The following is an 18,786-nucleotide window of genomic DNA, read 5'->3' as shown; positions in this document are numbered from 1 at the left end:
AGGAGAGCCCGCACATGCCGATCCACATCGCCGGCCGTCGCCGTACGGCGGCCGCACTGACCGCCGCGTTCCCCGGCGCGGAGATCATCGACGTCACCTCCAGGGCGCCGGACCCGTGGGTGCGGCTGAGCCCGTTCTACCCGCACGGCGGCATCCCGGTCCCTTACGGCGACGGCGCGACCAGCCAGTCCGTGGAGGGGATCTGGCAGGCCCTCAAGGTCTTCCGGGACGCCGATGTCGACCCCGCCAAGCTGCACGTCACCTCGATGAAGGGCCTCAAGCGGACGGTGCGCCGCTTCGGCCCCGTCCAGGGCCACCGGACCGGCCTGCACGGCGACCGGCTCCTGTCGTACGAGACGGCCCGCCGCCGGATCTACCTGCCGGCCTACCGATGGGTCCTCGAACACCGCGCCGCCGACCTGGTCGAGCGGCTCCGGGAGAAGGACGAGGTCGTGCTCCTGGACTACACCACCAACGGCGACGTCGCCGACCCCAGCAGCCCGCTCTCCCACGCCGCGCTCGTCCGGCTGTACGCGGAGGGTCGCTGGCCCGCCGAGGACGGCACGGACCCGCACCCCGAGTAACCCCGGGGTGAGCGGTGGGCGGTGGAGCACCGAAGCCGTGCCGCCGGAGGGTGGGCTGATGATCATTCACTGAGTAGGGTGAATCACCGGACCGTGGGCAGCCGTTCGCACGCCGCCCTCGCGCGTCCGCAGGTGACCGCCGGCGCCTGCCACGCACGAAGCAGTCCCCGCGGCCGGCCAGTGCGCCGCAGGGGACCGGAAAGTGAGCAGTAGACAGATGCAACCCACCTTCGTCCTGGTCCACGGGGCTTTCGCGAACTCCTTCTCCTTCGCGCCGCTCCAGGCCGAACTCGGCCTCCTCGGGCACCGCTCCGTCGCCGTCGACCTCCCGGGGCACGGCTTCGCCGCGACGTACCCCCGGGCCTACCAGGCGCCGCAGGACCTCGAAGGGCTCGCCACCGCGCCCGGCGCCATCAAGGGCGTCACACTCGCCGACAACGTCGCGCACCTCATCGGGATACTGGAGCGGGCCAAGCGGAACGGGCCCGTCGTCCTCGTCTCCCACAGCCGCGGCGGCCTGACGGCCACCGCCGCGGCCAACCAGCGGCCCGACCTGATCGACCGCATCGTCTACGTCTCCGCCTGGTGCCCCGTCGACCTCGACGTCAACGCCTACTACGCCGAGCCCGAGATGGCCACGGCCGACGCCGCGGGGCTGATGGCGGCGCTGGTCGGGAACCCGGCCGAACTCGGCCTGCTGCGCATCAACTTCCGCACCGCCGACCCCGGCGTCCTCGCCTCCTTCAAGGCGTCCTTCCTCGCCGACGGCACGGACGACGAGTTCATGCTCTTCCTCAACACCTTCCAGCCCGACGAGAACCTCGACACCGGCACCCCCGACGACCGGGCCCGGCCCGACACCTGGGGACGGATCCCCAAGTCGTACGTCCGGCTGGCCGAGGACGCCGGCATCCCGCTCGCCATGCAGGACCGCATGATCCGCGAGGGCGACGCGCTGACCCCGGAGAACCCCTTCGACGTCCACACGCTCCCCGGCAGCCACCTGAAGTGGCTGGTCGACCCGGCGCCGGCGGCCCGGCTCCTGGAGGACATCGCCGCGCTGCTGCCCGCCTAGTCCTGACCGGAGCCGGAGGCCGTCCGCCGCGTCGTTCCCGGCGTGGGCGGACGGCCTCGCGGCCCCGACCCGCTCCGGCCCCACCCCGAGGAGGACGATGAACCCCGACGGCCCGCGGAACATCCTGGAGGTCGGCTCCCCGACCGCCGCCGCCCACCCGCCGTACGACGGGGTCCGCGCCACCGACCCGGTCCGCCTGATCCCCTACAGCTGGGTGCGGCAGACCAAGCCCGGCGGCACCGTCTCGGCCGTCCTCGGCGCCTGGCAGGAGGGCGCCGGCCGGGTCGAGCTCACCGTGCTCCCCGACGGCACCGCCGAGGGCCGGGTCACCGGCCGGGCCGCCGTCCCGCGCCCGCCCCGCCCGCCGTTCCTGCCCGGCTGGTCCGGCGCCGACGGCACCGGGCGTCCGACCGACACCTCCCCCACCCTCCTCAACGACCCGACGCCCGCCTTTCTCGTCCAACTCGCCTTCCCCGAGGCGTGGTTCTGGGTCACCACGGGCGAGGACCTGGAGTCGGTCTACTGCCTCTCCGTCCCCGGCGCCTCCGCCCAGATCCAGGACGACACCTACGGCTGGACGGTCCACCAGGGCGGCCGGCTCGCCCTCTGGGACGAGATCGAGCGGCTCCTCGCCGCCTGGCAGGAGGCCGGGCGCCCCGACCTCACCGCCATCCGGCTCCGCGTCACGGCGGACACCCAGACGGCGTGGGTACCCGGACACCCCGCCCTGCGGTGGGAAAAGCGGTTGGTCTGACCGTGCCACCGGGCTGACAATCGCCGGATGACCGACGACCAGAGTGAGTTCCGCCGGCGCCGCGCGGCCCGCATGACCTGCGAGCGCTTCCTCTCCACCGACCGCGTCCTCAGCATCCGCGAACGCCTCGCCCAACTCGCGGCCCTGGACGGTCTGGACGTCCTGCCCGACTTCTACGGCAGCGACGGGCCGGTGCGGCAGCTGGAGGAACGGACCGCCGCACTGCTCGGAAAAGAGGACGCGGTCTTCTTCCCCACCGGGACGATGGCCCAGCAGGTCGCCCTCCGCCACCACGCCGAACGCACCGGCAACCCGGCCGTGGCGCTGCACCCGCTCAGCCACATCGAGCGGCACGAGCGGCACGCCTACACCCAGCTCACCGGCCTGCGCGGCCTCTGGCCCACCACCGAACAGCGCCAGCCGACCCCCGGGGAACTCCACGCGGTCGGCGAGCCCTTCGGCACCCTCGTCGTCGAACTCCCGCTGCGCGACCCCGGCTACCTCCTCCCCACCTGGGACGAGCTGACCGCCCTCGTCGCCGCGGCCCGCGAGACCGGCGCCCGGGTGCACTTCGACGGCGCCCGGCTCTGGAACACCACGGTCCACTTCGACAAGGGGCTCGACGAGATCGCCGCCCTCGCCGACAGCGTCTACGTGTCCTACTACAAGGACCTCGGCGGCATCAGCGGCGCCGCCCTCGCCGGCGACAAGGCCCTCACCGCCTACGCCCGCACCTGGCGCCACCGCTACGGCGGCCAGCTCTCCCAGCAGTGGCCGGCCGCCCTCGCCGCCCTCCACGGCCTGGACACCGCCCTCCCCCGCATCCCCGCCCACATCCACCACGCCGCCACCGCCCTCACCCCGGCCCTGGCCGCCCTCCCCGGCGCCCGCCTGTACCCCGAGGTGCCGCCCACCCACGAGTACCAACTCTGGCTCCCCCACCCGGCCGAGGCCCTCAACGCCGCCCACCTGGCACTGGCCGAGGAAGAGGGCATCTGGTTCGTCTCCCACTGGGAGGACGCCGCCCCCGGCCTCGCCATGGCCGAAGTCAGCCTCGGCGAACCGGCCCTGGGATGGACGGCGGACGAGGTGACGGAGGTCGGCCTGCGCTTCCTGGAGATGACCGCCAAGGCCTGACCGGGGAAGTCTCGCCGGGTCACCACCCCGAGGGTGATTCACCGCGAAACGGTTCGCGGCACCCACCCCTTCATGTCAGACTGACGATATGAGCGAGATGCACGTGGGGGACCTGTCCACCGTCCGCAGCCGCGAGGAGTTGGCCGTGGCGATGGCCGACGGGGTGCGGCCGAAGTGGGTGATGTTCTGGGGGCACACCGAGCGCAAGGGCGGCGGGACCCGGCAGGAGTGCCTGAGCCAGTGGTGGCCCGGCGAGTTCACCGTCGACGGGGTCGCGTACGCCTCCGCCGAGCACTGGATGATGGCCGGCAAGGCCCGGATGTTCGGTGACGAGGACATCGTGCGGCAGGTGCTGGCGGCCCGCACGCCCGCCGAGGCGAAGAAGCTGGGGCGGCTGGTCAAGGACTTCGACGAGAAGGCCTGGGTGGACGGCCGGTTCGAGCTGGTGGTGGCGGGCAACGTCGCGAAGTTCGGGCAGGACGAGGCGCTGCGCACCTACCTGCTGGGCACGGGTGACCGGGTGCTGGTCGAGGCCAGCCCGGTGGACCGGATCTGGGGCATCGGGCTCGCCGCCGACGACATCCGGGCCCAACAGCCCGCCGAGTGGCGCGGGTTGAACCTGCTCGGCTTCGCCCTGATGGAGGCGCGGGCGCGACTGACCGCATGAGCGGGATCGCTCCGCTGCTGGACGGGACGGTCGTGGCCTCGGCCGCCGCCGCCCTGTTCCTGGCGCCGAGGGTGCTGCGGCGGGAGGCCGGGCCCGCGCGGCGCGGGCGCTCGTACGGGCCGGAGCCGGTGCTGGCGGCCGTCGTCGCGCTGATCTACCTCAACCAGGTGCTCGTCGCGGTCTACGTGAACCGCGTCCACCACGGCGACGTCTCCTTCATCACCCGCTACCTCCAGCCCGGCTGGTTCGACGTGCCCCGCCTCGACGCCCTCGCCGCCCGCTTCCCCGCCCCGGAGCTCCTCGCCCCGTCCGTCCTGCGGGTCCAGGCGTTCCTCGAACTGCCGCTGGTACTGCTGGCGTTCGTCGCCGTCGTCCGCCGGCTGGACCGCGCGCTGTACGTCCGGCTGGCCCGCTCGCCGCTGGTCCCACTGGCCGCCGCCTCGTACACGGTGGCGTTCTGCGCGGTGGAGTGGGACCTGCGGAACCCGTACACCGTGGACGACCTCGTCCTGCGTACGCTCGCGGCCTGCCTCACCCCTCCCCCGATCGCCTGGCTGGCCCGACGCGAAACCGGAGCCGAACCCGGAGCCGAGGCCGAGGCCAAGCCCGTACCCGAGCCCGGACCCGCCCCCGGCCTGTTCCGCTTCGCCCTCGACCTGTGGGCGTACGGCCAGCTGATGCTGGTGCTGTACGACACCGCGCTGCTCTACAACCTCGCCCGGCTCGGCGACCATCTCCCCTCCGCCGCGGCCGCGTTGGCGGTGCTCGTCGCCACCCGCACCGTCCCGCCCCGAGGCCCGCACCCGCGCCCGCAACCCGGCCCGTACACCGCCACCCTCGCGGGGACGATCGGTCGGGCGCTCGCGCTGTTCCTCGTCCCCGCCCTGTCGATCCGCTACGCGGAGTCCTTCGGCACTCCCGAACTCGCCGCCCTGGCAGGGCTCCTGGTGATCGGCGCGGCGGCCCGCCGGGACGCACCACGGCTCCTGCTGCCCGCCCTGGCGGGCGCGGTGGTCGGATACGCCGTCGCGGCCCTCGCGCCCGGCCCGTACTACGAGGCGACCCTCCTGCGGAGCGCGACCGGCGCACTTCTCGCAACGACCGCCCTCTGCGCGCTCCTTGACACCACTCGGGCACGACTGGTCGTGCGCTCGTAACTCCCCAGCCACATACTGTCGCCAAGATGTCACGCAGTCAGGGTCCGGATGGACAGGTTGGGGCGATCATGCGCATGCGGCCGACGGAACAACCCGCGGGCGGGCAGCCGGAGGGCGAGCTGCAGGCCGCCGAACTCCGCGCGGAGCTGGACGAATTACTCCGCGCGAGCCGCTACGCGAGCCAACGCGAACGGCGCCTGAACGAGGCGATCCGGGCGACCCCGGGCCGTCAGCGGCCGGACGGGGAGCTGCTGCGCCAGCTCGCCCAGGCCCGGACCCTGCGCGAGGGCCTGGGCGCCCGCTGCCTCCAACTCAGCGACCAGCTGGAGGCGTTGGAGAGCCGGATCCGCCACCAGCACCAGCCGCCACCGCCACAGCAGCACCACCAGCACCCCCAGCAGCAACAGCAACAACAGCCGGCCCCGCAACCGCCGCGACAGCACCACCAGCCACCCCGGCACCAGGCCCCGCCGCCGCCCGTCCGCCCCGACCTCGGCGCCCTCACCGAGCGGATCACCGCCCTCCACCGGGCCGGCTCCCTCGCCGAGGCCACCGAGGTGATCGACACGGCCGCCGCCCGCCTCACCTCCGCCGACGCCGCGCTGCTGGTCGGCATGCTGGCCCGGTACGGCCCGACCGGCGGCTCGCTCCACCTCGCCCGCAGCATCGCCCGGACCGCGCCCGACCACTCCGTCGCCGTGCTCGCCGAGCTGCGCGAACTGGGCCTGGCCGAGGAGGCGGCCGAGGTGTTCCACGCCTTCTGGGGCTACCCGGCCGCCTCCGTGCCCGGCCTTCTCTCCGCACTGGACCAGGCCGGACTGGCCGCCGACAGCGCGACACTGCTCTGGGAGTGGGGGTCGGCGCCGATGCCCGAGCTGACCTCCCTGGCCGCCTGCCTCCAGCAGCACGGCCGCGCCGACGACGTCCGGACGCTGCTGCGCCAGGCCGCCGGCCGCTCCACCGCCGACCTCGCCGCCCTCGCGACCGGACTGCCGCCCGCACTCGCCACCCTCCTGCTGGGCGAACTGGCCGTCCTGCGCCCGCCCGCCGAGGTGGTCGGGCTGGCCACCGCCCTGGACGGCGCGGGCAACTCCGAGCTGTACGCGCAGCTGCTGGCCGCGCTGCTCGCCGACGAGGCCCGCCACCGCACCACCCTCGCCGCCCTGCGCACCGCCGGCCTGCCGACCCGCCCGCCCGCGGCCCCGCGCTCCCGCTGGGGACGCCGGTAGCGGCAGCACCGGCAGGCGGCCCGAGGACAGGGCCGAGGGCAGGACCGCGGGCAAGCGCAGGAGGCGCGCCAAGGGCCCGCGAAGCCCCCGAACAGCAAGGAGCCCCCGCCCGCCCCATCAGGGCGGACGAGGGCTCCCCGAGCGAAGCTCGGCCACCCGTTGCTAGCAGCCGATCAGCCGCGCGCCCAGGTACGCCTTGACCTGGTCCAGCGACACGCGCTCCTGCGACATGGTGTCGCGGTCGCGGACGGTCACCGCGTTGTCCTCGAGGGTGTCGAAGTCGACCGTGACGCAGAACGGCGTGCCGATCTCGTCCTGGCGGCGGTAGCGCTTGCCGATGGCGCCGGCGTCGTCGAACTCGACGTTCCACGCGGTGCGCAGGTCGGCGGCGAGGCCGCGGGCCTTCGGGGACAGGTCGGCGTTGCGCGACAGCGGCAGGACGGCGACCTTGACCGGGGCCAGGCGCGGGTCGAGCCGCATGCCGACGCGCTTCTCCATAACGCCCTTGGCGTTCGGCGCCTCGTCCTCGAAGTAGGCGTCGATCAGGAAGGCCAGCATGGCGCGGTTGAGGCCCGCCGCCGGCTCGATGACGTACGGGAAGTACCGCTCGCCGGACTCCTGGTCGAAGTACTTCAGGTCCTGGCCGGAGGCCTCGCTGTGCACCCGGAGGTCGTAGTCGGTGCGGTTGGCGACGCCCTCCAGCTCGGAGAACTCGCTACCGCCGAAGTTGAAGCGGTACTCGATGTCCACCGTGCGCTTGGCGTAGTGGGAGAGCTTCTCCTTCGGGTGCTCGAAGAAGCGCATGTTCTCGGTGCGCAGGCCGAGGCCGACGTACCAGTCCCAGCGCTGCTGGAGCCAGTACTCGTGCCACTGCTCGTCCTCGCCCGGCTTGACGAAGAACTCCATCTCCATCTGCTCGAACTCGCGGGTCCGGAAGATGAAGTTGCCGGGGGTGATCTCGTTGCGGAAGCTCTTGCCGGTCTGGGCGATGCCGAACGGCGGCTTCTTGCGCGAAGTGGTCTGGACGGCCTTGAAGTTGGTGAAGATGCCCTGGGCGGTCTCGGGGCGCAGGAACGCCAGGCCGCTCGCCTCCTCGGTGACGCCGAGGTGGGTCTTCAGCATGCCCGAGAAGTCCTTGGGCTCGGTGAACTGGCCCTTGGTGCCGCAGTCGGGGCAGTTGACGTCCTTGAGGCCGTTCGGCGGCGGGAAGCCGTGCTTGGCCTCGTACTTCTCCTCCAGGTGGTCGGCCCGGTGGCGCTTGTGGCAGGAGAGGCACTCGGTCAGCGGGTCGTTGAAGGTGGCGACGTGGCCGGAGGCCTCCCAGACCTCGCGGGCGAGGATCACCGACGAGTCGAGTCCGACGACGTCCTCGCGGGCCTGCACCATCGCGCGCCACCACTGGCGCTTGATGTTCTCCTTGAGCTCGACGCCCAGCGGCCCGTAGTCCCAGGCGGCACGCGTGCCGCCGTAGATCTCGCTGCAGGGGTAGACGAAGCCACGGCGCTTGCTCAGGCTGACGATCGTGTCGATCTTGTCGGCGGCCACAGTGCTCTCTTCAGTACGTACGGCACGGTCAGGGCACGGCTGGTTGCGCGTACCCGAATACCTCAGGTTACCGGCCATACGGGTACGTGATTCAAATCGGTATCGTCCGGCCGCTCCCACCCTCCGTCACCTCTCGTTCACCCGTCCGAGTGATTTGACAATCATTTCCATGTGAGATGAGAATGATTGTCATGATGATCGGACTGCCTCGACTCGGACTCTCCCGCCGCACCCGCCGCTCCATAGCCCTCGGCACCACCGCGCTCGCCGCCTCCCTCGCCCTCACCGCCTGCGGAGGCAGCAGCAGCGCCGACAGCGGCGGCGGCCGGCTGAAGGTCGTCGCGTCCTTCTACCCGATGGAGTTCCTGGCCCAGCAGATCGGCAAGGAGCACGTCGCGGTCACCGACCTGACCGCCGCCGGCGTCGAGCCGCACGACCTGGAGCTCACCGCCAAGCAGGTCGGCACGGTCCAGAAGGCCGACGCGATCATCTACCTCAAGGGCCTCCAGCCCACCGTCGACCAGGCCGTCGCGCAGTCGTCCAGCAAGCACAAGATCGACGCCACCGCCGCCAGCCCGCTGGTCGACCACCACCTCGACGAGGGCACCGAGGCCGGGGGCGCGGCCGACGGGGCCCACGGGGCCGACGGCCACAAGCACGAGGACACGGCCGGCGACCCGCACATCTGGCTCGACCCGACCCGCTACGCGGCGATCGCCAAGAGCGTCGGCGACGAGTTCGCCAAGGCCGACCCGGCGCACGCCGAGGACTACCGGAAGAACACCGACGAGCTGGTCGGCAAGCTCACCGCGCTCGACCAGCAGTTCCGGGACGGGCTGAAGGACGCCGGGACCCGGACCTTCGTCACCAGCCACGCCGCCTTCGGCTACCTCGCCGACCACTACGGCCTCACCCAGGTCGCCATCAACGGCGTCGACCCGGAGTCCGAGCCCACCCCGGCCCGCCTCGCCGCGGTGCAGAAGGCCGCCAGGGACAACGGCGTCACCACCGTCTTCTTCGAGACCCTGGTCAGCCCCAAGCTCGCCGACACCGTCGCCAAGGACCTCGGCCTCAAGACCGCCGTCCTGGACCCGCTGGAGGGCGTCAAGGACCCCGCCAAGGACGACTACCTGACCGTCATGAAGCAGAACCTGGCCAACCTCCAGGCCGCCCTCGGCGCCCCGGCCGGAACCGCCCCGGCCGCCACCACCCCTGCCCCCGCCCCCGCGAACTGACGGGACCGAGCACCATGACCGACCCGATACCCCCGGCCGTCCGCCTCCGTGACGCCGTCGCCTCGCGCGGCGGCCGGCCGGTGCTGCGCGGCGTCGACCTCACCGTCCGCCCCGGCGAGGTCGTCGCCCTGCTGGGCGCCAACGGCTCCGGCAAGTCGACCACCGTCAAGGCCGTGATCGGCTCCGTCCCGCTGGAGCGGGGCACCCTGGAGCTGTTCGGCACCCCGTACGGCTCCTTCCGCGCCTGGCACCGGATCGGGTACGTCCCGCAGCGCACCACCGCCGCCTCCGGCGTCCCCGCCACCGTCCGCGAGGTGGTCTCCACCGGACGGCTGCCGCAGCACCGGCTGCTGCCCTTCCGCCGCCGGGACCGCGAGGCGGTGGACCGCGCGCTGGCCGCCGTCGGCATGCTGGAGCGCGCCGGGGACGGCGTGGCCGACCTGTCCGGCGGCCAGCAGCAGCGGGTGCTGATCGCCCGCGCCCTGGTCGGCACCCCCGACCTGCTGATCATGGACGAGCCGATGGCCGGCGTGGACGCCGCCAGCCAGCAGGTGCTCGCGGACACCCTGCGCGCCGAGGTCGGCCGCGGCGCCTCCGTCCTCCTCGTGCTGCACGAACTCGGGCCGCTGGAGCCGCTGATCGACCGCGCCGTGGTGCTGCGGGACGGCTGCGTCGCCCACGACGGCCCGCCCGTGCCCAACACCGGGCTGCACGCGCTGCCCGGCCACGACCACGTCCACCCGCACGCCGACCTGACCCCGCCGAGGCTGCTGGCATGACCGAGATGCTCTCCTACGACTTCATGCAGCGGGCCCTGCTCGCCGCCGTCCTGGTCGGGATCACCGCCCCGGCCGTCGGCATCTACCTGGTGCAGCGCCGCCAGGCGCTGATGGGCGACGGCATGGGCCACGTCGCGATGACCGGCGTCGGCCTCGGCTTCATCTTCCAGACCAGCCCGGTCTGGATGGCCGTGCTGGTCTGCGTGCTCGGCGCCGTCACCATGGAGCTGGTCCGCTCGCGCGGCAACCAGCGCGGCGACATCGCCCTCGCGATGCTCTTCTACGGCGGCATGGCCTGCGGCAAGCTGCTGGTCTCGATGTCCGCCCAGGCCGGGGCCGGCTCGCTGGAGAGCTACCTGTGGGGCTCGATCCTCACCGTCGCCCCCGCCGACCTGGCCACCATCGCGGTGCTCGGCGCGGTGGTCGTCGCGGTCACCGTGGGCCTGCGCCGCCAGCTCTTCGCGATCTGCCAGGACGAGGACTTCGCCCGGGTCACCGGTGTGCCGGTGCGCACCCTCAACCTGCTGCTCGCGGTGATGGCCGCGGTCACCGTCACGGTCGCCATGCGCGTCGTCGGGCTGCTGCTGGTCAGCGCGCTGATGGTGGTCCCGGTGGTCGCCGCCCAGCAGCTCACCCGGTCCTTCGCCGCCACCCAGGCCGCCTCGATCGCGCTCGGCGTGGTCGTCTCGCTGGCCGGCGTCACCGGCTCCTACCACCTGGACGTGCCCTCCGGCCCGGCCATCGTGCTGCTCGCCATCGCGGTCTTCGCGGTGTTCAGCCTGCTCGCCGCGCCGCTCGCCCGGCGGCGCCACCGCGGCACCGGCGAACACGGGCCGAAGGTGTGCGACGTCGAACTGCCGGAACAGGCCTCCGGCGAACCGTCCGGCACGACCACACCTGAGGGGCGGGCGGGGCTGGCACAATGATGTGCGAGACGCCCACGACCCCAGGAGGACCCACGGTGACCACCGCAGGCCCGTCGCCGCGCGCCCGCTCGACCCGGCAGCGAGCCGCCGTCTCGGCGGCCCTGGACGAGATCGCGGACTTCCGCAGCGCGCAGGAGCTCCACGACCTGCTCAAGCACCGCGGGGACTCCGTCGGTCTGACCACGGTCTACCGCACGCTCCAGTCGCTCGCGGACGCCGGCGAGGTGGACGTGCTGCGCACCGCCGACGGCGAGGCGGTCTACCGCCGCTGCAGCAGCGGGCACCACCACCACCTGGTCTGCCGGCACTGCGGCGCGACCGTCGAGGTGGAGGGTCCCGCGGTGGAGCGCTGGGCCAACTCGGTCGCCGCCGAGCACGGCTTCAGCGACATCGCGCACACCCTGGAGATCTTCGGGACCTGCGCGGAGTGCGCCAAGAAGGTCTGAGGCTCGTCCGCGCGCGCGTACGGCGGAGGGGACCCACCGGGCAGATCCCGGTAGGTCCCCTCCGTCGTATGCGCCCGTCAGCGCGGGGACGGCACCGGCGCGCCGACCTCGTTCGGGATCGCCCCGCCGAAGCGCCGGTCGCGCATCGCGTACTGCTCGCAGGCGCGCCACAGGTCGCGGCGGTCGAAGTCCGGCCAGAGCACGTCCTGGAACACGAACTCGGCGTAAGCCGACTGCCAGAGCAGGAAGTTGGAGGTGCGCTGCTCCCCGCTGGGGCGCAGGAACAGGTCCACGTCCGGCATGTCCGGGTGGTACATGTACTTGGCGAGGGTCTTCTCGCTGACCTTCTTCGGGTCGAGCTTCCCGGCCGCGACGTCCAGGGCGAGCGCCTGCGCCGCGTCGGCGAGTTCGGCCCGGCCGCCGTAGTTGACGCACATGTAGAGCGTGACGGCGTCGTTGTCCTTGGTCTGCTCCTCGGCGACCTGGAGCTCCTGGACGACGCTCTTCCACAGCTTGGGCATCCGGCCGGCCCAGCGGATCCGCACGCCCATCGCGTCCATCTCGTCGCGGCGGCGGCGGATGACGTCCCGGTTGAAGTTCATCAGGAACTTCACCTCGTCGGGCGAGCGCTTCCAGTTCTCGGTGGAGAACGCGTACAGCGAGATGTTCCTGACCCCGAGCTCGATCGCGCCCTTGAGGACGTCCAGCACCACGGACTCGCCGACCTTGTGGCCCTCGGTGCGGGGCAGTCCGCGCTCCTTGGCCCAACGGCCGTTGCCGTCCATCACGATGGCGACGTGGTCGGGGACCAGCTCGCCGGGGATCTTCGGGGGCTGTGCGCCGCTGGGGTGGGGGGTCGGGGGGACGTACGTCCTCTGCTTGCCGCCGCCGAAGAGCCGTCGCGCTGCCATGTGCTCACTTCTCCACGTATCTCATCGAGCGGATGCCCCGCTCCAGGTGCCACTGCAGATAGGCCGCGACCAGGCCGCTGCCCTCCCGCCAGTACCGCGGCTCGCAGGCGTCGGCCGTCTGCCAGTCCCCTGACAGCAGCGCCCCGAGCAGTACCAGTGTCTCAGGGGAGGGTACGGCACATCCGGGCACTCGGCAGTCGCCGCAGAGCACCCCGCCCGCGGGGAGGGAGAAGAAACGGTTCGGCCCCTCCAGGCCGCATTTGGCGCAGTCGGTGAAGCTCGCGCCGTACCCGTTCACCGCGAGCGAGCGCAGCAGGAAGGCGTCCAGCACCAGGTGCGACTCGTGCACCCCGGCCGCCAGCGTGCGCAGCCCGCCGACCAGCAGCAGGTACTGCTGGACGGCCGGTTCGCCCTCGTTCTCGGCGAACCGCTCGGCCGTCTCCAGCATCGCGGTGCCGGCCGTGTAGCGGCCGTAGTCGGTGACGATCGAGCCGCCGTACGGGGCGATCGTCTCCACCTGGGTGCAGAGCGGCAATCCGCGGCCGAACAGCTCACTCCCCCGGCTGAAGAACTGCACGTCCACGTGCGAGAACGGCTCCAGCCGGGCGCCGAACTTGGACTTGGTCTTCCGCACCCCGCGCGCGACCGCCCGCACCTTGCCGTGCTGGCGGGTCAGCAGGGTGATGATCCGATCGGCCTCGCCGAGCTTCTGCGCCCGCAGCACGACGCCGTCGTCCCGGAAAAGACTCATGGGGACCATTCTCCCCCACCCGCCCCCGGCTCCGGACGGCCCCGCCCGCCCGCACCGGGCTCCGGACAGCCGTGTTGCCCGCACCGGCGGTCGTGGGGGAGACCACGGCGGTGCGGGTCACGGCGGGCCCGGGGTGGGGAGGCCAGGCCCGTTGTGGGGGATTCCGAGGTGGTCTGAGGTGGTCCGCGGATCTTCGGAGGTGGACGGTACGGAAGGGCGGTCGCTACTGGTACGGCGTCCTGGTCGCCGCCTCCAGCAGCGCCCCGACCCGGGACCGCGGCAGGTCCAGGCAGCGCCCGACCGCGGCCAGCGCCTCGCGCTCCTGCGGCAGGTAGCGCCCGTCCGCCAGCGCGATCGCCGCGCCCTGCAGCAGCAGCCGCTCGCGGCCGGAGTGGGCCAGGTGCGGGGTGAGCGGTTCGACCACGGCGTGCAGTTCGACGGCCAGGCCGCCGGCCTCCGCCAGCCCCCGGCCGGGGGGCACCTCCAGGTCGTGGGCGTGGTAGAGCTCGCCGCCGAGCCCGGAGAGCGCGGCGAGCGCGGCCAGCACCTGGGCCTCGCCGCAGTCCTCGAACCCGGCCTCGCGGACCGCCGCGCAGGCCGCCTCGCGGGCCGCCCGGTGGGCGGTGCCGCCGGCCGCGAGCATGGCCAGCGCGATGGTGTACTGGGCGTCCCGCAGCATCGCGCCGAGGCGCACGCAGGTGGGCTGCTCCAGGCTCTCGACGCCGTACCGGCCGTGGCAGCTGGTGCACTGCACGCTGCCGAGCACCGGCCCGAGCGGGACCACCGGGGTCCCCAGCAACCGCAGCCACCGCCGGCCGTGCTGCCGGCGGTAGTTGCGGTCCCCGCCGCAGCCCGGGCAGAAGAAGTCACCGAGAACGTCAGTCCGCCACCGCGGGCGAACACCCCACAACCTGGTCACGGCGCCACTCCCCAGACATGGCAGGCGGCCTGCTCGACTATGGGCAGGTCACGCGACCGGACACCGAGGCCGTCCCACCGACCCGGCTTTCCGGTGGATCGATGTTGCCACGGTTACCGGCACGTGTCAGTACCTCGAACGGCTTCCGATTCGAAAAAATGTGGCGCAGGCCACAATCCGGGGCGGGGACGACGAAGGGCCGCCCCGTGGGACGGCCCTTCGCATACCACCCGTTCGAATTAGCCGCGCTGCGAGCGGTTGACGGCGCTGATCATGGCCTTCAGCGAGGCCAGCACGGTGTTGCCGTCGATGCCCACGCCCCACAGCACCTTGCCGTCCACAGCGCACTCCACGTACGCGGCGGCCTGGGCGTCGCCGCCCTCGCTCAGCGCGTGCTCGGCGTAGTCCAGGACGCGCACGTCCACGCCGATCCGGGCCAGCGCGTCGGCGAAGGCCGAGACCGGGCCGTTGCCGGTACCGGTCAGGGTCACCGGGACGCCGTCCACCCGGGCCTCGGCGGTCAGCGCGTCCCGGCCGTCCTCGGTGGTCAGGGTCCGCGAACCGCTCAGCGAGATCCGGCCCCACGGGTTGCCGGTGGTCGGCAGGTACTCGTCCTCGAAGACCCGCCAGATCTCGGCCGGGCTGACCTCGCCGCCCTCGGCGTCGGTCTTGGCCTGGATGATCCGGGAGAACTCGATCTGCATCCGGCGCGGCAGGTCCAGCTTGTGGTCGTTCTTCAGCACGTACGCCACGCCGCCCTTGCCGGACTGGCTGTTGACCCGGATGACCGCCTCGTAGGTGCGGCCGACGTCCTTCGGGTCGATCGGCAGGTACGGCACGCCCCAGGTGTGCTCCTCCAGCGGCACCCCGGCCGCCTTCGCGTCCGCCTCCAGGGCGTCGAAGCCCTTCTTGATGGCGTCCTGGTGCGAGCCCGAGAAGGAGGTGTACACCAGGTCGCCGGCGTACGGGTGGCGCGGGTGCACCTCCATCTGGTTGCAGTACTCGGCGGTGCGGCGCACCTCGTCGATGTCGGAGAAGTCGATCTGCGGGTCGATGCCCTGCGAGAACAGGTTCATCCCCAGCGTCACCAGGTCGACGTTGCCGGTCCGCTCGCCCTGCCCGAACAGGCAGCCCTCGATCCGGTCCGCGCCCGCCATGTAGGCCAGCTCGGCGGAGGCGACGGCGGTGCCGCGGTCGTTGTGCGGGTGCACCGACAGGCAGACGAACTCGCGGCGGGACAGGTGGCGCGACATCCACTCGAACTGGTCGGCCTGGACGTTCGGGGTGGCCCGCTCGACGGTGGCGGGCAGGTTCAGGATGATCTCGCGGCCCTCGCCCGGCTGCCAGACGTCCATGACGCCCTCGCAGACCTCCAGCGCGAAGTCCAGCTCGGTGTCGACGAAGATCTCCGGCGAGTACTGGTAGCCGAAGACGGTGTCGTCGCCCAGCAGCTTCTCCGCGTACTCCATCACCAGCCGGGTGCCCTCGGTGGCGATCGCCTTGGTGGCCGCCCGGTCGTTGCGGAACACCACCCGGCGGAACAGCGGCGCGGTCGCGGCGTACAGGTGGACGGTCGCCCGCGGGGCGCCGACCAGCGCCTCCACCGTCTTCTCGATCAGGTCCTCGCGGGCCTGGGTCAGCACCGAGACGGTGACGTCCTCGGGGATCGCCCCCTCCTCGATCAGCGACCGTACGAAGGCGTGGTCGGTGGCCCCGGAGGCGGGGAAGCCGACCTCGATCTCCTTGTAGCCCATGGCCACCAGCAGGTCGAACATCTTGCGCTTGCGGGCCGGCGACATCGGGTCGATCAGCGCCTGGTTGCCGTCCCGCAGGTCGGTGGACAGCCAGCGCGGCGCCTTGGTGATCACCTTCTCCGGCCAGGTGCGGTCCGGCAGGTCGACGGTGCCGAACGGCAGGTAGCGCCCGTGCCGCATGCCCGAGGGCTGCTGGCGCACCGAGGCGGCGGTGATCGGGGTGGGGCGGTCGACGAAGGGGCGGCCGGCGGGGACGGACGCGGCGGAGTTCTGCTCGGTCATGGAGGTGACTCGGCTTCCTGTGATGCGTGGTGCGGGCGGGTCGGGGGTGGTCAACACCTGGTCAACACCGACTGGCCGGCCTCTGCTGCCGCTCGCGATACACCCTTGGATCGCCGATTGCGCGCACAGCACGTTCCCCGCGGCGAGGGTGCCGGCCCCAGTGGACTACAGGCCCTCGACGCGGCAGCTAAGAAGAAGCAGCCCGTTGCGCATGATGGGCCCAGCGTAACCCAGCACCGCGCGCCCCCGAAGTGATCCGGGCCACCGTTCCACCCCTTGAGACGCAGACCGGTCGTGCCGGGGGTGGTGACAACCGGTCATCGAAGCCTCACCCTGGGCAACATGACCGCAGCAGCACCGTTCTGCACGATCGTCCCGCCGTTCGTCCTGGACCGCCTCGCCGAGGCCGGCCACGAACCCGCCGTCCACTCCCTGGCCCTCGACGCGGCGCACCGCGCGGCCCGCCTCTCCCCGGCCCCGCCCGTCGCCGCCCCCGGTCTCAACCGGGTCGTCTACGACGCCGGCCACGGCCAGCGGCTGCCCGGCCGCTCCGTGCGCACCGAGGGCCGCGCGGCCTCCTCCGACAGCTCCGTCAACCACGCCTACGACGGCCTCGGCGCCACCTTCGCGCTCTACGCCGACGTCTTCGGCCGGCACTCGATCGACGACCGCGACCTGCGGCTGGACGCCAGCGTCCACTACGGCCGCGACTACGACAACGCCTTCTGGAACGGCCACCAGATGGTGTTCGGCGACGGCGACAACGTGGTGTTCGGCGACTTCACCGCCTGCGTCGACGTCATCGGCCACGAACTCACCCACGGCGTCACCCAGTTCACCGCCGGACTGGACTACCAGGACCAGCCCGGCGCGCTCAACGAGTCGGTCTCCGACGTCTTCGGCTCGCTGGTCAAGCAGTACGCGCTGCGCCAGGCCGCCGCCGACGCCGACTGGCTGATCGGCGCCGGGCTGCTCGCCCCGGGCGTCCAGGGCGTGGCGCTGCGCTCGATGAAGGCGCCCGGCACCGCCTACGACGACCCGCGGCTCGGCAAGGACCCTCAGCCCGCGCACATGCGGGACTACGTGGACACCTCCCAGGACAACGGCGGGGTGCACATCAACTCCGGCATCCCCAACCACGCGTTCTACCTGCTGGCCACCGCGCTCGGCGGCTCGGCCTGGGAGCGCGCGGGGCGGATCTGGTACGACGCGCTGACCGGGCGCACGCTGCCCGCCGACGCCGACTTCACCGCCTTCGCCCGGGCCACCGTGGCCGCCGCCAGGGCCCGCTACCCCGACGACCGGTCGGTCGTGGACACCGTCACGGCCTCCTGGGCGCAGGTCGGGGTCAGCCCGGGGTGAGCGGGGCCGCGGACGGCCCCGGGAGTACGCCTGAAGGGTGGTTGAGACCGGGTTGAGGCGGGCTTAAGGTCACGGTCCGGGAAAAGCCCGGCAAACCCCCTCCCCGGGTAGCACCATGGACACCATGCGTATCCAGGTGACCCGGACCGGCGGCTTCGCGGGGATCGTCCGCCAGGCGGAGATCGACACCGCCGACCGCACGGACGCCCCGCACGTGCACGCACTCGCCCGCGAGGCCGTCGCGGGCGGGCTGCGCGCGCCCTCGTACGGGGTGCCGGACGGCTTCCACTACGAGATCACCGTCGACGGCCGGTCGGTGTACTGCGCCGACCCGAAGCTCACCGACTCGCAGCGCGAGCTGGTCTCCCTGGTGCTGCGCGAGGGCGCGTAGCACCAGGGAGCCCGCGGTCGGGGCCTTACAGGGCCTGTCGGGCGGCGGCCCCCGGGGTCAGAGCCAGCCGTCGAGCGCCGCCAGGAAACCGGCCGGGTCGTCCCGGTGGACGGTGTGGCCCGTGCCGGGGACGGTGCGCACCTCGAAGCCCCGGGCACTGAGCTCCTCGGCGCTCGCCGCGTCCACCAGCATGCTGCCGTCGGCCAGGACCACCAGCGAGGGCACCGCCGGCCCGGCCGGCAGGTCCGAGCGCTGGTCGGCCAGGGCCAGCGCCGAGTCCTCGTCCCAGGCGGCCGCGGCGGCGATCTCGTCGTCCACGTCGGCCGGTTCCCAGGTCGGGCTGAGCGCCACGACCTGCTCCCGGGTGAGGTGCCGCAGCTGCGCCATCACCCGCGGGTCCATCCCGGTCTGGACGAACCGCCAGGCCGGGTCGACGTACACCGCGCGGGCCGGCTTCAAACGCTCGACCGCGTCCGCCAGGACGATCCCGCCCAGCGAGTGGCCGATCGCGAGCTCGACACCGGCCGGCAGGCTCTCCAGCAGGTCCTCGGCGTACGCCGCCAGGGGGTAGCGCTCCAGCGCGGTGGCGCCGGTGCCGCGCGGGCTGGCGCCGTGCCCGCGCAGGTCCACGGCGAGCACCCGGTAGCCCCTCCCCGCCAGGGCCGGGCCGACCAGCCGCCAGGTGCGGTGGTCGGACATGATGCCGTGCACCAGCACGGCCAGCCGGTCCCCGCTGCCCCACTCCCGGGTGTGCAACTCCATCGCGGTGTAACCCTTCTGACGTCGCGTACGGCCGGACCACGGCGAAGGCCCGCCCGGACGCACAACGTCCGAACGGGCCCCAGGCCTCCCGGAGGCCCGAACTCCCTCGTCGGGAGCCCG

At 72.8% G+C, this 18,786-nt stretch carries 19 protein-coding genes; 13 read left to right on the top strand and 6 right to left on the bottom strand.

Features of this window, described 5'->3' with window-relative positions:
- Window positions 1-14: 14 nt before the first annotated feature.
- From ACFCY1_RS27755 to ACFCY1_RS27725, 7 genes are all read left to right on the top strand, one after another.
- Window positions 15-584 carry a DUF6939 family protein gene (locus tag ACFCY1_RS27755; RefSeq protein ID WP_375876403.1) on the top strand — a complete coding sequence of 190 codons (570 nt, stop codon included), beginning with the start codon at window positions 15-17 and terminating at the stop codon, window positions 582-584.
- Window positions 585-801: 217 nt separating this feature from the next.
- A complete protein-coding gene (locus tag ACFCY1_RS27750; protein ID WP_375876402.1) occupies window positions 802-1,659 on the top strand; it encodes an alpha/beta fold hydrolase in 858 nt (285 codons plus the stop codon).
- 97 nt (window positions 1,660-1,756) lie between these two features.
- Window positions 1,757-2,413 (top strand): hypothetical protein, encoded by a 657-nt coding sequence (locus tag ACFCY1_RS27745; protein WP_375876401.1) that lies wholly within the window; start codon window positions 1,757-1,759, stop codon window positions 2,411-2,413.
- Window positions 2,414-2,440: 27 nt separating this feature from the next.
- Window positions 2,441-3,550: a threonine aldolase family protein gene (locus tag ACFCY1_RS27740; RefSeq protein WP_375876400.1), complete on the top strand. Its 1,110-nt coding sequence runs from the start codon at window positions 2,441-2,443 to the stop codon at window positions 3,548-3,550.
- 88 nt (window positions 3,551-3,638) lie between these two features.
- Window positions 3,639-4,217 carry an NADAR family protein gene (locus ACFCY1_RS27735; RefSeq protein WP_375876399.1) on the top strand — a complete coding sequence of 193 codons (579 nt, stop codon included), beginning with the start codon at window positions 3,639-3,641 and terminating at the stop codon, window positions 4,215-4,217.
- Window positions 4,214-5,374: a hypothetical protein gene (locus ACFCY1_RS27730; protein WP_375876398.1), complete on the top strand. Its 1,161-nt coding sequence runs from the start codon at window positions 4,214-4,216 to the stop codon at window positions 5,372-5,374. Before ACFCY1_RS27735 ends, ACFCY1_RS27730 begins: the two co-directional genes overlap by 4 nt.
- Before the next feature lie 68 nt (window positions 5,375-5,442).
- Window positions 5,443-6,603 carry a hypothetical protein gene (locus tag ACFCY1_RS27725; RefSeq protein WP_375876397.1) on the top strand — a complete coding sequence of 387 codons (1,161 nt, stop codon included), beginning with the start codon at window positions 5,443-5,445 and terminating at the stop codon, window positions 6,601-6,603.
- A 162-nt stretch (window positions 6,604-6,765) separates the two neighbouring features.
- Here ACFCY1_RS27725 and ACFCY1_RS27720 read toward each other — a convergent pair whose 3' ends face one another.
- Complete coding sequence (locus ACFCY1_RS27720) at window positions 6,766-8,148, bottom strand: glycine--tRNA ligase (RefSeq protein WP_030233601.1); 1,383 nt, start codon at window positions 8,146-8,148, stop codon at window positions 6,766-6,768.
- Between the two features lie 191 nt (window positions 8,149-8,339).
- Between ACFCY1_RS27720 and ACFCY1_RS27715 the strand changes: the two genes are divergently transcribed.
- Genes ACFCY1_RS27715 through ACFCY1_RS27700 form a run of 4 tightly spaced genes read left to right on the top strand, consistent with a single transcriptional unit; the run spans window position 8,340 to window position 11,534 of the window.
- The gene (locus ACFCY1_RS27715) at window positions 8,340-9,383 is read left to right on the top strand and encodes a metal ABC transporter substrate-binding protein (protein ID WP_375876396.1); all 1,044 of its coding nucleotides are present in this window, start codon (window positions 8,340-8,342) and stop codon (window positions 9,381-9,383) included.
- Between the two features lie 14 nt (window positions 9,384-9,397).
- A complete protein-coding gene (locus ACFCY1_RS27710; protein ID WP_049651099.1) occupies window positions 9,398-10,162 on the top strand; it encodes a metal ABC transporter ATP-binding protein in 765 nt (254 codons plus the stop codon).
- On the top strand, window positions 10,159-11,088 hold the full coding sequence (locus tag ACFCY1_RS27705; protein WP_049651098.1) for a metal ABC transporter permease: 930 nt from the start codon (window positions 10,159-10,161) through the stop codon (window positions 11,086-11,088). The genes ACFCY1_RS27710 and ACFCY1_RS27705 overlap by 4 nt, the downstream gene beginning before the upstream one ends.
- A 35-nt stretch (window positions 11,089-11,123) precedes the next feature.
- Complete coding sequence (locus ACFCY1_RS27700; protein WP_049651097.1) at window positions 11,124-11,534, top strand: Fur family transcriptional regulator; 411 nt, start codon at window positions 11,124-11,126, stop codon at window positions 11,532-11,534.
- Window positions 11,535-11,611: 77 nt separating this feature from the next.
- Here ACFCY1_RS27700 and ACFCY1_RS27695 read toward each other — a convergent pair whose 3' ends face one another.
- The 4 genes from ACFCY1_RS27695 to leuA form a co-directional block, all read right to left on the bottom strand.
- Window positions 11,612-12,445 (bottom strand): isoprenyl transferase, encoded by an 834-nt coding sequence (locus tag ACFCY1_RS27695; RefSeq protein ID WP_049651096.1) that lies wholly within the window; start codon window positions 12,443-12,445, stop codon window positions 11,612-11,614.
- A gap of 4 nt (window positions 12,446-12,449) precedes the next feature.
- Window positions 12,450-13,196 carry a DNA repair protein RecO gene (gene recO, locus ACFCY1_RS27690; protein ID WP_049651095.1) on the bottom strand — a complete coding sequence of 249 codons (747 nt, stop codon included), beginning with the start codon at window positions 13,194-13,196 and terminating at the stop codon, window positions 12,450-12,452.
- Between the two features lie 223 nt (window positions 13,197-13,419).
- On the bottom strand, window positions 13,420-14,115 hold the full coding sequence (locus ACFCY1_RS27685) for a TerB family tellurite resistance protein (protein ID WP_117487720.1): 696 nt from the start codon (window positions 14,113-14,115) through the stop codon (window positions 13,420-13,422).
- Between the two features lie 239 nt (window positions 14,116-14,354).
- Window positions 14,355-16,151, bottom strand: coding sequence for a 2-isopropylmalate synthase (leuA, locus tag ACFCY1_RS27680; RefSeq protein ID WP_375876395.1), 1,797 nt, complete (start codon window positions 16,149-16,151; stop codon window positions 14,355-14,357).
- 342 nt (window positions 16,152-16,493) lie between these two features.
- On the opposite strand from leuA, the gene ACFCY1_RS27675 reads away from it, so the two are divergent.
- Both ACFCY1_RS27675 and ACFCY1_RS27670 read left to right on the top strand, forming a co-directional pair.
- Window positions 16,494-17,513 carry a M4 family metallopeptidase gene (locus ACFCY1_RS27675; protein ID WP_049651092.1) on the top strand — a complete coding sequence of 340 codons (1,020 nt, stop codon included), beginning with the start codon at window positions 16,494-16,496 and terminating at the stop codon, window positions 17,511-17,513.
- 124 nt (window positions 17,514-17,637) lie between these two features.
- A complete protein-coding gene (locus ACFCY1_RS27670; protein ID WP_049651101.1) occupies window positions 17,638-17,904 on the top strand; it encodes a protealysin inhibitor emfourin in 267 nt (88 codons plus the stop codon).
- A gap of 57 nt (window positions 17,905-17,961) precedes the next feature.
- On the opposite strand, the gene ACFCY1_RS27665 is transcribed toward ACFCY1_RS27670, so the two are convergent.
- The gene (locus ACFCY1_RS27665; RefSeq protein WP_049651091.1) at window positions 17,962-18,666 is read right to left on the bottom strand and encodes an alpha/beta fold hydrolase; all 705 of its coding nucleotides are present in this window, start codon (window positions 18,664-18,666) and stop codon (window positions 17,962-17,964) included.
- Window positions 18,667-18,786 lie beyond the last annotated feature (120 nt).

Origin of the sequence: Kitasatospora sp. NPDC056273, from assembly GCF_042268845.1 — a bacterium.
In the GTDB taxonomy this organism is placed as follows: Bacteria; Actinomycetota; Actinomycetes; order Streptomycetales; family Streptomycetaceae; genus Kitasatospora.
This window is presented reverse-complemented; position numbering and strand designations above follow the sequence as displayed.